Below are 13,811 nucleotides of genomic sequence, written 5' to 3' on the forward strand. Positions count from 1 at the left end.
ATCCCGTGTTCCAGAAGGACGATCGCATGACCGATACGATTGAACAGGCGGCGAAAGCGGGCAACGATGCCCGCCCGACAAAGCTTGCCTGTCGCAATGTCTGGAAGCTGTTCGGGGCGGACGCGGCCGATTTCATCCGCCGGCGCGACGGCAAGGCCAGCCTGGCGGACATCGCCGCTGCCGGACTGGTTGGCGCGGTGCGCGCCGTCGATCTCGAAATCCGCCAGGGCGAGATCTTCATCATCATGGGACTTTCGGGGTCCGGCAAGTCGACGCTGGTGCGCTGCATGTCGCGGCTGATCGAGCCGACCCACGGCAAGGTCGAGTTTGAAGGCAAGGACGTGCTCAAGATTTCCGATGCCGCGCTGATCGAGCTGCGACGCCATCGCATGGGCATGGTGTTCCAGAATTTTGCCTTGCTGCCGCATCTCAACGTACTGGAGAACATCGCCTTTCCCTTGGGCATCCAGGGGCAGGACCGGCCGACGCGCGAGAAGCGGGCCCGTGAAGTCATCGAGCTGGTTGGCTTGCGCGGCCGCGAGCATTTCTATCCGCGCGAGCTTTCCGGCGGACAGCAGCAGCGTGTCGGCATCGCCCGCAGCCTCGCCACAAAGCCGGAAATCTGGTTCCTCGACGAGCCGTTCTCGGCTCTCGATCCGCTGATCCGCCGTGAGATGCAGGACGAGCTGATGCGGCTGCAGACCATGCTGCACAAGACCATCGTCTTCATCACCCATGATTTCGACGAGGCCATCCGGCTGGCCGACCGGATCGCCATCATGAAGGACGGCGAGGTCATCCAGATCGGCACGCCGGAAGAGCTGGTGGTCAACCCGGCGACCGACTATGTCGCCGAATTCACCCGCGATGTCGATCGCGCCAAGGTGATCTCGGCGCGCCGCCTGATGCGCGCCTGCGACGGCGCCGAGTACGGCGGCACGGTCGCGCCGGATGCCAAGATATCAAGTTTTTCGGCAGATATCGTCTCTGCCGGCAAGCCCTTCGCGGTGGTCAACGGCACCGGCAAGCCGATCGGCGAAGTCACGCCGCAGGCGGTGATCGATCTTCTCGCCGGCATCGAGCGTCGTGGGGCCGGCGCATGACCGTCACGGCAAGCGCCAGCGCAGCGAGGCCCCGGCCGGTTCAAACCTGGCTGGCGATCTGGGCCTGTGCGCTCGCCGCCGTGCTTATTGTCTTCCTGCTGCAGGAAAGCCTGCCCTGGGCGGTCAATTACCCGGCCGGCGCGATCGTTCCTGTCGCTGACTGGGTCGGTGCGCTGATGAACTGGGTGAAGTCGAACTTCTCCTGGCTGACCCGCTCGATCACCGCGGTGCTTGGCGTGCCGCTCGATTTCGCGCTCGCTGTTCTGGCCAAGAATTTCAAGATCGGCCATGGCGCGGATATGATCGTCTTGCCGCGCCTGTCCTGGGTCGGCGTCTGCGCTGCCGCCTACCTTGCCGGACGCGCCGCCGGCGGCTGGAAGCTGGGTGCGCTGGCCGGCGGCTGTTTTCTCTACATCGCGCTGTTCGGGCAGTGGACCAGCGCCATGCTGACGCTGGGCTTGATCTCGATCGCCGTGCCGTTTTGCATTGTCACTGGGCTGTTCGCCGGCATCTGGGCATGGCGCAAGCCTTGGGCGGAGAGGTTGTTGATCTCCCCTGCCCTCGATCTGATGCAGACGATCCCGACCTTCGCCTATCTGATCCCGATGCTGCTTCTGTTCGGCAACAGCCCGGTCTCGGCAATGATCGCGACGGCAATTTTCGCGACGCCGCCAATGGTGCGGGCGACGATGCTCGGCCTGTCGCGGGTGCCGTCGGAGATCGACGATTTCAGCGAGATGGCCGGCTGCACGGCACGGCAGAAGCTGTGGCGGGTGCTGTTGCCGTCGGCGCGGCCGACATTGATGGTCGGCGTCAACCAGGTCATCATGCTGGCGCTCAACATGGTGATCATCGCCTCGATGATCGGTGCCGGTGGGCTCGGCTATGACGTGCTTTTGGCGTTGCGCGCACTCAAGGTCGGCGAGGCGATGGAAGCTGGCCTCGCCATTGTCGCATTGGCAATTGCACTCGACCGGCTGAGCCAGGCGATCGCGCACAATCACGCCAAGGGCAATGTCCGCCACCAGGCCTGCACCAGTTTCTGGCGGCGCTATCCCAATCTGGCGCTGGCTGTTGCCATCCTCGCCGTCGCCACGCTGCTCGGCCTGTTCGTGCCGGCGTTCGCCGCGGTGCCGAAAGCGATCACCTTCACCACCGCGCCTTTGTGGAAGGCGGCGGTGAACTGGATCACCATCAACTTCTTCGACACTATCGAAGCGTTCCGCGTGGCGCTTATCCTCAACGTGCTGAACCCGGTGCGCGCCTTCTGCGAGGGTTTTCCGTGGCTGGGCGCGGTGTGTCTCCTCGGCCTTGCCGGCTACCAGCTCGGCGGCTTGCGCCTCGCCGCCCTGGTCGCGGCTTTGACAGCGTTCTGCGCCGTCACCGGACTTTGGGAAAAGACCATGGCGACCGTCTATTTGTGCGGAATCTCGGCCTTTATCGCCTGCCTGATCGGCATCCCGATTGGGCTGATGGCATCGCGCAGCGACCGCTTCGAAAAGACCGTCACGCCGGTCATCGACACGCTGCAGGTGCTGCCGTCGTTCTGCTTCATCATTCCGGTGGTGATGCTGTTCAGGGTCGGCGACGTCACCGCGATGATCGCCACCGTCGCCTTCGCCGTGGTGCCGGCGATCCGCTACACCAATCACGGAATCCGGCAGGTGCCGCCGGCGCTGATCGAGGCGGCGAAGGTTTCGGGCTGCACCAGGCGCCAGACCTTCTTTCGCGTGCAGCTGCCGCTGGCGTTGCCCGAGATCATGCTCGGCGTCAACCAGACCATCCTGATGGCGCTGGCGATGATCATCATCTGCGCCATGGTCGGCACGCGCGATCTCGGCCAGGAGGTGTTCATCGCCCTGTCCAAGGCCGATTCCGGCCGCGGCATCGTCGCCGGCCTGGCCATCGCCTTCATCGGCATCGTCGCAGACCGGCTGTTCAACGCCTGGACGGCGAAGGCTCGGGCAAGGCTGGGATAGTCCGGAATAGGACGGCCTCAGGAAGCTGCCGCCAAGCGCGCCGTTAACGAGGCACCGATCCCTACGCCTAAAGACATAGCCATTCGGGATTATTGCTCGTTTTTGCCTCACATCGTACGGCTGCCATGGGACGGGTAGGCTCAACAGGAGAGCGGATAATGTCTAAACGCGTTCCCTTTACTACCGGTGATCTGGCAGATCATCAGCGGGGTATCGATGACGCCCTCACAGGCGATCCGAATACCAATATCTTGACTGGCGACGCTGGCGGCAGCCTGCTCGATTTCTCAAGAGGCGGCAACGACACCTTTACGGAAACCGCACCGTCGACCTACACCTTCTACGGCGACGCGGCTCGGAGCTTGTTCAATTTTGCTCGGGGCGGTGACGATACCTTCACCACGGGGCTGTCATCCTCCACCACCACTGCCTTTGGTGACGCGGGCGACGATATGTCGGACCATAGCAGGGGCGGCAACGATACCTTCAACAGTGGAGTGGCAAGGCAGGTAGTCGATACCTTCTACGGTGACGCCGGCGGCAAGATGTTCGGCTATGCCCGGGGCGGGGACGACACTTTCCTGACCAGCACTGTACAAGGAGCTACCCACACCTTCTACGGTGATGCGGGCGGCGAAATGTCGGATCACAGCAAGGGCGGCAACGACACCTTCCAGGGCTCCAGACAGGCCACGAACACCTTCTTCGGTGACTCCGGCAGCAACATGTCCGGCAATGCCCAGGGCGGCGACGACAGCTATACGAGCCGTACCGACTCGCTCAACACTTTCTACGGCGATGCCGGCGGCGATATGTCAGGCCACAGCAAGGGCGGCAACGACACCTTCACGAGCAGCTTCTTTTCCACCAACACTTTCTTCGGCGATGCCGGCGGCAACATGTCTGACCATGCTCAGGGCGGCGACGACCATTACACGGATACGGGTGGGGCGCTTCTGAGCAAAACTCTCTATGGCGATGCGGGCGGTGATCTTTCCGGTTTCGCCGAGGGCGGCAACGACACCTTCACGAGCGCTGGCGGGTCCCAGATAAGTTTCTACGGTGACGCGGGCGCCAACATGTCCGACCACGCTCGCGGTGGCGACGACACGGCCGTGCTGCAAGGCGCTCATAATTTGGGGTATGGCGATGCGGTCACGATGCTCGGCAGCGCTGTGGGCGGCAATGATTCCCTGACTGGTGGCGACAGGAGCTCTGGTCCGGATGTTCTAAACGAGTTGTACGGCGACGCATTCGCTATGTCCGGGTCCGCCACGGGCGGCAACGACATTCTTACCGGGGGCCACAACAGCGAAAGCGGCCAGGTCCGCAACTTCCTGTGCGGCGACGCTCTGCAAATGTCCGGTTCGGCTCTGGGCGGAAACGATACCCTGTACGCCGGGAGCGCGGCACCCGGCTGCACCGTCGTCAACGACATGTGGGGTGACGGGCAACTGAGCGAACTGGCTCAGGGCGGCAGAGATCAATTCATATTCAAGGACGATGGTTCAATGACGGTCGGAACCCAAAACACCATCTACGATTTCAGCCAGACCCAAGACGACACCATTGTATTTAGTGGCGTGGAGGGCGTGCAATCGTTCGATGATCTCACAATTGCTCAAAGTGGAACCGACACCATCATTACCGCAGGAGTCGATCAAGTTACTCTCGCAAACTTTACAAGCCCGCTGACGACGAGTGACTTTTTGTTTGTCTGAAAGCGAAGCTCTTATCGCATTCGAAGAGGGGGAATGCGTGAGAATTCGTTGAGCATCGTCGCGCGGCCGGTCGCCAAATTCTGCTCGACCGGCCGATCGACAATCCCAGCCGCAGTCATGGATCAGGCGGCCAGGAATCTCTCGGTCAAACGAGCCCAGAGCGCTGCGCCGACGGTCAGATTGCCGTCGTTGAAATCATATTTCGAGCTGTGCAGGATGGCTGAATCCTCGCCGTTTCCGAGGCGCAGGAAGCAACCGGGTTTGTGTTCGAGGAAATAAGAAAAGTCTTCGCTGCCGGGGATCAATGGGCAGACGGACACCTTGTCCTGACCGACGAGTTCGACAGCGATGTCTGTCGCAAAGGACGTCTCGCGCTCGGAATTGACCACCACCGGGTAGCCGCGCTCGTAATCGATCTCGACCGTTGCGCCATGCGCCTGCGCCACAAGTGCTGCGATATTGCGAATACGCTGCTCGAGCGTGTCGCGGATCTCGGCAGAGAAGGAGCGGACGCTCAGCGTGATTTCGGCGTGTTCCGGGATGACGTTGGAGGCCGTGCCTCCGTGAATCGTGCCGACGGTGACGACAGCCGTCTCGATCGGGTTGACGTTGCGCGACACAACCGTCTGCAGGGTCATGACGATGTTGGCGGCAGCGACGATCGGGTCGACCGTCAGGTGCGGACGCGAGGCGTGGCCGCCACGCCCGGCGATCCTGATGGTGACGGTATCGCTCGCCGCCATCAGCGGCCCGGCGCGCATCAGGAACGAACCCGTCGGCGCGCCCGGGTGGTTGTGCAGCCCGAATATCGCATCGCAGGGAAAGCGCTCGAACAGGCCGTCGGCGATCATCGCCTGCGCCCCGCTTCCCTTGCCGGCTTCCTCGGCCGGCTGGAAGATGAGGTTCACCGTGCCGTTGAAATGCCGTGTGCGCGCCAGGTATTCGGCGGCGCCGAGCAGCATCGTGGTGTGGCCGTCATGACCGCAGGCGTGCATCTTGCCGCTGGCCTGGCTGGCATAAGGGAGATTGGTAGCTTCGGTGATCGGCAGGGCGTCCATGTCGGCACGGATGGCGATGCTGCGGCCGCTGCCCTGGCGCAGGCGACCGACGACGCCGAGCCCGCCGACATTGCGCGTCACCTCATAGCCCCAGCTTTCGAGCCGTTCGGCAACGTATGCAGCCGTTTCGTGCTCCTGGAATGAAAGCTCGGGATGCGCGTGCAGGTGCTGGCGGGCCGCTGCAAGCTCGGCGGCCTTGTCGGCGAAGTCGGAAATATCGGCGAACTGGTTGGAGGTCTTTGGCATGGGAGGTCCTTTGCCGGCCGAGCAGGTGCCGCGCCGGCTTTGCTTTTAGATGAAACGGCTCAAGAAAGCCCGCGTGCGCGGGTGCCTGGGTTTGGCGAGAACCTCGTCCGGAGGCCCGGCCTCGATCACATTACCGTCGTCCATGAACACCACCCGATCCGCCGCTTCGCGGGCGAAGCCGATCTCATGCGTGACCACGATCATGGTCAAGCCCTGCCTGGCGAGATCGCGCATGGTGGCGAGCACCTCGCCGACCAGTTCCGGATCGAGCGCCGAGGTCGGCTCGTCGAAGAGCATCAATTTCGGGCGGATGGCGAGCGCACGGGCGATGGCGACGCGCTGCTGCTGGCCGCCTGAAAGCTGGCGCGGATAGGCGTCGATCTTGTCGGCAAGACCGACACGGGTCAGCAGTTCGCGGGCGTAGCCGATCGCCTCCTTGCGGTTCTCCCGGTGAACGCCGACCGGAGCCTCGATGACGTTCTGCAGGGTCGTCATGTGCGGATAGAGATTGAACTGCTGGAACACCATGCCGATCTTGCGCCGCTGCGCGGCGATCGCCCGGTCGGAAAGCTTGTCGAGGCGGCCGTCGTGCAACCGGTAACCGATCTGCTCGCCGTCCACCTCGATCGACCCCTGGTCGATCGCCTCGAGATGATTGATGCATCGCAGGAAGGTCGACTTTCCGGAGCCGGACGGTCCGAGAATGACCACCACCTCGCCAGGCGCGACGTCCAGATCAATGCCCTTCAGCACCTCGAGCGGGCCGAAGGCCTTGTGAACGTTGCGCGCCCGGACCAGGGGCATGTCATGCGCGCTCATTGGCGGCCTCGAGGGTGGCGGTCGCGGTCTTCTCGCGCGCGCCGCGGTCGCCGCGGCTGTAGTGGCGTTCGATCGCGCCTTGCGCGACATTGAGGACCGAGGTGATCAGCAGGTACCACAGCACTGCAACCATCAGCAGCGGAATGATTTCGAAGGTGCGGTTGTAGATCGACTGCACCGAGTAGAGCAGGTCGGCCATGGCGATGACGCTGACAAGCGACGTCGCCTTGATCATGCTGATCAGCTGATTGCCGGTCGGCGGCACGATCGACCGCATCGCCTGCGGGATGATGATGCGCCGCAAGGCCCGCGCGCGGGTCATGCCGAAGGCTTCAGCCGTTTCGGCCTGTCCCTTGTCCACCGACAGCAGCCCGCCACGGATGATCTCGGCCATATAGGCGGCCTCGTTCAGCGCCAGACCAAGAACGGCGGCCGTCAAAGGCGTGATCAGGTCGTTGGTGTTCCAACTGGCGAAGCCGATGGAAATGCGCGGAAACAGCGTCGAAAGGTTGTACCACAGGATCAGTTGCACCAGCAGCGGCGTTCCCCGGAAGAACCAGATGAACAGGCCGGAGAGAAGGGATGCCAGCCTGTCGTTCGACATGCGCGCGATGGCGAGCAGCAGGCCGAGCACGATACCCAGGATCATCGCCACCACCGTCAGGCCGAGCGTTACGGAAAGCCCCTGCATGACCGTCGGATCGAAGAAATACTGGGCGACGACCGGCCAGCCGAAATTCGGGTTGACCGCGACGATATAGGCGAAGCCGGCTGCCACGGCGACGGTGAACGCCCAGAGCGCCAGCCGGACGAGCGGAAACGGCCGGTGGGCTCGTTTGACGTCGCGCAGCGCGTCGTCGGGACGTCGCGGCAGCCCGGCCGCGTAGGCAGCGGTGGCGTCGGTCATGGCAGCCTCTACTTGCCCTGGTTGATGCCTGGCGCGTCGATCATGTTCTTCTCGAGGCCCCACTTCTTCATGACCGCGGCGTAGGTGCCGTTCTTCATCAGGATATTGAAGGCGTCGAGCAGCACGCCGCCCAGCGGCGAGCCCTTCTTGACGACGGCGCCTTGATAGATGTCCTTGAAGCCGTTGGCCTGGCCGACCCCGGCGAGTTCCAGCTGGCCCTTCGCCTGCTCGACGAAATAGGTCAGCGGCGCCTGCGAGGAGAAGAATGCGTCGGAGCGTTTCGACCGGACGGCCAGTATCGAGCTCGGCTGGTCGGTGAAGGATTGCACCTCGACGGCCGGCTTGCCGCCCTCGGTGCATTTCTGCGCCTGCTGCTTGATGACCTTTTCGGCCGAACCACCCGACATGACGGCGATGCGCTTCCCGCACGCGGTGTCGAGCGAGGTGATGCCTTGCGGGTTGCCCTTCTCGACGGCGAAGACAACGTATTCGCGCACCCAATCGACGAAGTCGTTGGATTTCTGGCGGTCGGGATAGTCGCCGACAGGCCCCATCGCGAACTGATAACGGCCGGCATTGATGCCGCTCAGCAAAGCCGGCAGGCCGGCGACGGAGGCATGATCGACCTCGATGCCGAGCAACTGGCCGATGGCGTCCGAAATGTCCTTGGTCGCCCCCGACAGTTCGGTGCCGGTGACGATCTCATAGGGCGGGAACGAGCCGTTGTTGACGGCTGTGATCTTTCCCGCCGTGCGGATCTCTTCCGGCAGCCGGGCCCGCAAATCCTCGTTCACCGATTGCTTCTGGATATCCTGGGCAAAGCTGGCCTGCGCCAGCATGGTGACGAGTGAGGCGAATATGAAGCTGATTGTCCTCATGGCATTCTCCTTCGTGTTCTTCGTTGTGCGTTGTCAGGCTGCGGTGGCCCGCGATCTGGCCTCGAAAGGAAACAAGGCTTCGGCGGAAATCGGTTCCGCCAGAATGCCCTGGGCATGGAGCTCGGTGACGAAATCCTCGATCATGCGCCGGTTGGCCGGCAGGCCGCTGGCGTTCCAGGAGGCAGGCAGGTCGCGCCCCGCATGAAGCAGCTCCTCGAGGATCCAGGGCGAGGTATCGGCATATTTTCGGCGCTTTGCCGTCCAGACGCGCTGGCTTTCGTCGATCAGCCTGGCGAGTTCCTGCGGCAGCCAGGGGTGCTCCCTGACCAGGGCGGCCTTGACGGCGACCAGATGCATGCCCGGGATATAGCCGACGTCGGCGAAATAGGCGCGTTCGGCCGCGCGAAAATCGCGCAGCACTTGCCGGAAGCCGGAAGCCGGGCCGAAAAAGCCGTCCGGCATGAAGGGCGTGAAAACGGCGTCGAGCTCGCCTTGCGACAGCAGCTCCATCATCGGGCGCTCGCCTGGTGCTGCTTCGATGCGCCCCGGCCTGCCGAATCCGTCGAGGCGGTCGGCGATCGGGTGCCCCGATGTCAGCCTGCCGGCGAACCAATAGGCATCCTCGACGCCGACGCCTTCCCGGCGAAGCGCCGCGCGCGTCCATGTGTTACCGGAATCGCGCCAGCCGGTCACGCCGATGCGTTTGCCGGCAAGGTCGGAAAGCCGTTCCAGCGGGCTGGTCTCGACCGTTATGATGCAGCGATGGCGAAAGCCGCGCATGATGAAGCACGGTAATCCAACCACCGTATCGACGCCCGAAGCCATGGCCGACACATAACGGCTGAATGAGACCTCCGCCGCATCGTAGTTCGGATCGGTACCGAGGTCCGGAATGAGCGTGGCGACGCGATCAACCTTCACCGACAAGCGGCTCGAAGTGACGTCACCCAGCACCAAAGGGGTGAGATAGTCCCAATCGCGGGTGGCTACAGTGATGGAAACGGGCATCGGCATGAACTTCAACGCTATGTTTGACCGGCGATTGGTAAATGTTTATTTTTGACCGATCAAATGTTATTATGTTATTGAACATTAGCTTTGATGGTCGCGGGTGCCGATGGATTTCGATGCAGGATGGTTCGCTGATCGCCTTGGCGACCGCACGATGCGCGGCATCGCGCGCGAGACCAGTGCGCTGATCAGAAGCGGCGCGCTGCCTGTCGGCGCAAAGCTTCCGCCGGTGCGCGATCTGGCCTATGTGCTTGGCGTCAGCCCGGCGACGGTCTCGCAGGCGTGGAGCGAGTTGCGGCGCTACAAGATCATCGGCGGCCGCGGACGCAACGGCACCTGGATCATGGGCAACCGCTTTGCCGCCCGGCCCGAGCGCCACATGAGCGGCGGCAATTACGGACAGGATGTTCTGAACCTGGCGATCGCGGAGCCCGATGTGAGGCTCTTGCCGCCGCTCGACATCGCGCTGGCGCATGGTGCGCGCGCCGAAAAGCTCAACAGCTACGAGCGGGTGCGCATCCTGCCCGAGCTGGAGGCCGCAGTGCGCCCGTCATGGCCGTACGATCCCGGCGCGTTCCTGGCCACCAATGGCGGTTACAACGCCATCTACACCTTGCTGCATGCGCTGGTCCCGCCGGGGGCGCCGGTGGCCATCGAGAACCCGACGGCGCTTCGCCTGCTCGACATCCTCGAGGATCTCGACGTGCCGATCATCCCGGTAGACTGCGACAGCGATGGTCCCTTACCGGATGCACTTGCCAACGCTCTGCGGCAGCGGCCCGTCGCGTTCCTGTTCCAGCCGCGCGTCCATTCGGTTACCGGCGCCTGCATGTCGTCGGCGCGGCTGGAAGTCATCGGCGACCTGCTCGCCGGCACCGACGTGCTGATTGTCGAAGATGACGGCGTCGGCGATATTGCCTCGGCGCCGCGCATCTCGCTTGGCCGGCGTTTTCCCGATCGCGTCGTCCATATCCTGTCCTATTCCAAGACCCATGGCCCGGACCTGCGGCTCGCCGTGCTGTCCGGATCGGCGACGATCGTCGAGCAGATCCAGTCCTACCGCAGCTTCAGCTCGGGATGGACCAGCCGCATCCTGCAGGCAGCCACCGCCTGGCTGCTGCAAGACCCGGCCACGGCCGCCCTGGTGGAGCAGGCGAAGGAGGTATACCGCGGCCGTCGCGAACGGCTCGCTGGCGAACTGGCCAAACGCAATGTCGATATCGACGCCGGACATGGGCTCAGCGTCCTCATTCCGGTTGCCTCGGAACCTTACGCGATGGTCACGCTGGCTGCACATGGTATCGCGGTCCATGCCGGGGCGAAGTTTTCGACCGGAAAGACCAGCGCCGTGCGCGTCGCGACCAGCATCCTGAGCGAGGAGTACCTCGAGCACGCCGCAAATTCCCTGGCGCTGGCAGCCGATCCGGCGCGGGAGGTTGTCTGAGGCAAGTCAATCGCCGTTCGGACTGCCTACTCCGCCGCCACGCCCTTCATCTCGAGATAGCTTTCCATTGAATCGTCCATCGCCTGCAGCCACGGCGTATGGTGCAGCGGCGCCATCGTGCCGGTCATCAGCGAGCGGTAGGCGTGGTCGCGGAAGCCCATAATGTCTTGCGCCTTGTGGTGCTCCCACTCCATGAAGGTCTGATTGACAGCCTCGACGTCGAAGCCTGGATAGTCGGTCTGCTCCATCAGCTCCTTGGTGTAGTCGCCCTGGAACCAAATCATCTGCTCGGCGTCTTCAAGCGTTTCCTCGCGTGCCCGCCATTTCCGGCCGTGCTCGGCCATGGCTTCGGCCGAGGGCAGATTGATGCGGCCAATGATGACGTCGCGGGCGAACCAGGCCTGCGCGTCGAACATGTTGAAGGTGTAGAACTGGTCCTGCATGCCGATATAGGACAGCTTCGGGTTTTTCTCCCAGACGACGCCCTCGTAGAGCCCGTCCGGCCACATGCGGTTGGCGGTCTTCAGCTTCAAATCCTCGGTGAGGAACGGGAAGGAATGGAGGTAGCCGGTGCACAGGATGATGGCGTCGACGTCTTTGGTGCTGCCGTCCTTGAAATGCGCCGTCTTGCCGACGACCTTCTGCAGAAGCGGCACTTCCTTCCAGTTCTCCGGCCATTTGAAGCCCATCGGCTTCGAGCGGTAGCTGGAGGTGATCGATCTGGCGCCGTATTTGTAGCATTGCGAGCCGATGTCCTCGGCTGAATAGGAGCGGCCGATTATCAAAATGTCCTTGCCCTTGAATTCCATGGCGTCGCGGAAATCGTGGCTGTGCAGGATACGGCCGTTGAAGGTCGAAAAGCCCTCGAAATAGGGAACGTTGGGCACGGAGAAATGGCCCGAGGCGACGACGACATGGTCGAACTCTTCCGAGTAGGTGACGTCGCTGGTGCGGTCATGCGCGGTGACGGTGAATTTTTTTGTCGTTTCGGAGAAGGTGACCATGCGCACCGGGCTGTTGAAGCGCACCCATTGGCGCACGCCGGATTTTTCGACGCGGCCCTTGATGTAGTCCCACAGCACGGCGCGCGGCGGATAGGAGCCGATCGGCCGGCCGAAATGCTCCTCGAAGGTGTAGTCGGCGAATTCGAGGCATTCCTTCGGGCCGTTCGACCAGAGGTAACGGTACATCGAGCCGTGCACTGGGTCGCCATGCTCGTCGAGGCCGGTGCGCCAGGTGTAGTTCCACAGGCCGCCCCAGTCGGACTGCTTTTCGAAGCAGACGATTTCGGGAATGTCGGCGCCCTTGTCGGCGGCCGACTTGAAGGCCCTGAGCTGGGCCATGCCGGACGGCCCGGCTCCGATGACGGCAACACGATCTTTCATTGCGGGCCTCCCGATCTCATTTCCCTAACGAAACAAATTTCACTGACAGGACAGTAATTGCCCCTTCGATGCTGTCAACAGGGCTTGTCGCGAAACCGCGTTTCGCCCAGCTGGATTTCCAAGCGACGCAGTAGCTCGGGCGAAATCCAGACATTGCGCAATTCGACACGGGTGGCTTGCCGTGGCAGTTGCGCTTCTGTATCGGCACCGAATATGTTCACCGTGAGTGAAATGAATCGGCAAGGTCCGGGGTGGCAACATGGCGAAAAAAGCATCCAGTCTAAAGCCCGCTGCGGCCGTCGTCGCCGCCAAGGCCAAGCCGTCGGTCGCTGCAGTCGATCCGCGCAAGATACGCGCGCCGCTCACCCAGAACCCGCACGCCATTCGCGACACCCGCGAAAAGGTCCTGGAGGTCGCCATCGGCCGCGAGGTGCGGGCCTTCCGCAAGAAGCTCGGCATCACCGTCGCCGATCTGGCTGCCGCCACCGACATTTCGCTTGGCATGCTGTCGAAGATCGAGAACGGCATTACCTCGCCATCGCTGACCACGTTGCAGGCGCTGTCGCGGGCACTCGGCGTTCCCGTCACCGCCTTCTTCCGCCGCTTCGAGGAAGAGCGCAGCGCCGTCTTCGTCAAGGCCGGCGAAGGCCTCGACGTCGAACGCCGCGGCACGCGCGCCGGCCACCAGTACAATCTGCTCGGCCATATCGGTTCCAACACCAGCGGCGTCGTCGTCGAACCCTATCTGATCACGCTGACCGAGGATTCCGACGTGTTCCCGACCTTCCAGCACGAGGGCATGGAGTTCCTCTATATGCTCGAGGGCGAGGTGGTTTACCGGCACGGCAGCAATCTCTACCCGATGAAGCCCGGCGACAGCCTGTTCTTCGACGCCGATGCGCCGCACGGACCGGAAGTGCTGAGCGTTCTGCCGATGCGCTATCTGTCGATCATCTGCTACCCGCAAAGCGCGGGGTGAGCCGGAGATGAGGGCGCCCAAGCAATCCTGGATCGCTGCACTCCACGGCCACGGTAACGGCATGGATCCTAGGGTCTCCGCTACGTCGCTTCGCTCCTGCTTCGCCCTAGGATGACGAAGGCGTGGGGTCCAAGGCTAATCGCGGATGTCGATAGTGTGCTGAAGGTTCTGCAAAAAGGTTTGGAGAGAGAACGGCGCTTGCTCTGAGGGGCGAGCGGCCATGGCACGGTGGTGACGTTGCGATCACCGATTCCCGTGGAAGGGGAAGTGCCATGACCAAT

11 protein-coding genes are annotated in these 13,811 nt (G+C 63.0%); 5 read left to right on the forward strand and 6 right to left on the reverse strand.

What is annotated here, in order from left to right; all coding sequences use genetic code 11:
- Positions 1 to 26: 26 nt before the first annotated feature.
- The 3 genes from NKH16_RS28540 (at position 27) to NKH16_RS28550 (ending at position 4,803) form a co-directional block, all read left to right on the forward strand.
- Positions 27 to 1,103 carry a quaternary amine ABC transporter ATP-binding protein gene (locus NKH16_RS28540; RefSeq protein WP_352877503.1) on the forward strand — a complete coding sequence of 359 codons (1,077 nt, stop codon included), beginning with the start codon at positions 27 to 29 and terminating at the stop codon, positions 1,101 to 1,103.
- Positions 1,100 to 3,082 (forward strand): ABC transporter permease, encoded by a 1,983-nt coding sequence (locus NKH16_RS28545; protein WP_352903037.1) that lies wholly within the window; start codon positions 1,100 to 1,102, stop codon positions 3,080 to 3,082. The genes NKH16_RS28540 and NKH16_RS28545 overlap by 4 nt, the downstream gene beginning before the upstream one ends.
- A 158-nt stretch (positions 3,083 to 3,240) precedes the next feature.
- On the forward strand, positions 3,241 to 4,803 hold the full coding sequence (locus NKH16_RS28550; RefSeq protein ID WP_352877500.1) for a hypothetical protein: 1,563 nt from the start codon (positions 3,241 to 3,243) through the stop codon (positions 4,801 to 4,803).
- Between the two features lie 122 nt (positions 4,804 to 4,925).
- On the opposite strand, the gene NKH16_RS28555 is transcribed toward NKH16_RS28550, so the two are convergent.
- The 5 genes from NKH16_RS28555 to NKH16_RS28575 all read right to left on the reverse strand — a co-directional run bounded on the left by NKH16_RS28555 (position 4,926) and on the right by NKH16_RS28575 (position 9,719).
- Positions 4,926 to 6,107 (reverse strand): M20 aminoacylase family protein, encoded by a 1,182-nt coding sequence (locus NKH16_RS28555; protein ID WP_352455185.1) that lies wholly within the window; start codon positions 6,105 to 6,107, stop codon positions 4,926 to 4,928.
- Positions 6,108 to 6,152: 45 nt separating this feature from the next.
- Complete coding sequence (locus tag NKH16_RS28560; RefSeq protein WP_352835183.1) at positions 6,153 to 6,926, reverse strand: amino acid ABC transporter ATP-binding protein; 774 nt, start codon at positions 6,924 to 6,926, stop codon at positions 6,153 to 6,155.
- The gene (locus NKH16_RS28565) at positions 6,913 to 7,833 is read right to left on the reverse strand and encodes an amino acid ABC transporter permease (protein WP_352455187.1); all 921 of its coding nucleotides are present in this window, start codon (positions 7,831 to 7,833) and stop codon (positions 6,913 to 6,915) included. The genes NKH16_RS28560 and NKH16_RS28565 overlap by 14 nt, the downstream gene beginning before the upstream one ends.
- Positions 7,834 to 7,841: 8 nt before the next feature.
- Complete coding sequence (locus NKH16_RS28570; protein ID WP_502895024.1) at positions 7,842 to 8,672, reverse strand: ABC transporter substrate-binding protein; 831 nt, start codon at positions 8,670 to 8,672, stop codon at positions 7,842 to 7,844.
- Between the two features lie 72 nt (positions 8,673 to 8,744).
- Complete coding sequence (locus NKH16_RS28575) at positions 8,745 to 9,719, reverse strand: substrate-binding domain-containing protein (RefSeq protein WP_352877490.1); 975 nt, start codon at positions 9,717 to 9,719, stop codon at positions 8,745 to 8,747.
- 109 nt (positions 9,720 to 9,828) lie between these two features.
- On the opposite strand from NKH16_RS28575, the gene NKH16_RS28580 reads away from it, so the two are divergent.
- The gene (locus NKH16_RS28580; RefSeq protein WP_352877487.1) at positions 9,829 to 11,166 is read left to right on the forward strand and encodes an aminotransferase-like domain-containing protein; all 1,338 of its coding nucleotides are present in this window, start codon (positions 9,829 to 9,831) and stop codon (positions 11,164 to 11,166) included.
- Between the two features lie 26 nt (positions 11,167 to 11,192).
- On the opposite strand, the gene NKH16_RS28585 is transcribed toward NKH16_RS28580, so the two are convergent.
- Positions 11,193 to 12,551, reverse strand: coding sequence for a trimethylamine monooxygenase (locus NKH16_RS28585; protein ID WP_352877484.1), 1,359 nt, complete (start codon positions 12,549 to 12,551; stop codon positions 11,193 to 11,195).
- Positions 12,552 to 12,810: 259 nt separating this feature from the next.
- On the opposite strand from NKH16_RS28585, the gene NKH16_RS28590 reads away from it, so the two are divergent.
- Positions 12,811 to 13,530 carry a helix-turn-helix domain-containing protein gene (locus NKH16_RS28590; protein WP_352877481.1) on the forward strand — a complete coding sequence of 240 codons (720 nt, stop codon included), beginning with the start codon at positions 12,811 to 12,813 and terminating at the stop codon, positions 13,528 to 13,530.
- The last annotated feature ends 281 nt before the right edge of the window (positions 13,531 to 13,811 follow it).

Origin of the sequence: Mesorhizobium sp. M1307 (assembly GCF_040318155.1) — a bacterium.
GTDB lineage: Bacteria > Pseudomonadota > Alphaproteobacteria > Rhizobiales > Rhizobiaceae > Mesorhizobium.

Coding starts and splice junctions, on each gene's coding strand:
- NKH16_RS28540 (WP_352877503.1), top strand. CDS start 27: ATGACCGATACGATTGAACAGGCGGCGAAAGCGGGCAACGATGCCCGC.
- NKH16_RS28545 (WP_352903037.1), top strand. CDS start 1,100: ATGACCGTCACGGCAAGCGCCAGCGCAGCGAGGCCCCGGCCGGTTCAA.
- NKH16_RS28550 (WP_352877500.1), top strand. CDS start 3,241: ATGTCTAAACGCGTTCCCTTTACTACCGGTGATCTGGCAGATCATCAG.
- NKH16_RS28555 (WP_352455185.1), bottom strand. CDS start 6,107: ATGCCAAAGACCTCCAACCAGTTCGCCGATATTTCCGACTTCGCCGAC.
- NKH16_RS28560 (WP_352835183.1), bottom strand. CDS start 6,926: ATGAGCGCGCATGACATGCCCCTGGTCCGGGCGCGCAACGTTCACAAG.
- NKH16_RS28565 (WP_352455187.1), bottom strand. CDS start 7,833: ATGACCGACGCCACCGCTGCCTACGCGGCCGGGCTGCCGCGACGTCCC.
- NKH16_RS28570 (WP_502895024.1), bottom strand. CDS start 8,672: ATGCTGGCGCAGGCCAGCTTTGCCCAGGATATCCAGAAGCAATCGGTG.
- NKH16_RS28575 (WP_352877490.1), bottom strand. CDS start 9,719: ATGCCCGTTTCCATCACTGTAGCCACCCGCGATTGGGACTATCTCACC.
- NKH16_RS28580 (WP_352877487.1), top strand. CDS start 9,829: ATGGATTTCGATGCAGGATGGTTCGCTGATCGCCTTGGCGACCGCACG.
- NKH16_RS28585 (WP_352877484.1), bottom strand. CDS start 12,551: ATGAAAGATCGTGTTGCCGTCATCGGAGCCGGGCCGTCCGGCATGGCC.
- NKH16_RS28590 (WP_352877481.1), top strand. CDS start 12,811: ATGGCGAAAAAAGCATCCAGTCTAAAGCCCGCTGCGGCCGTCGTCGCC.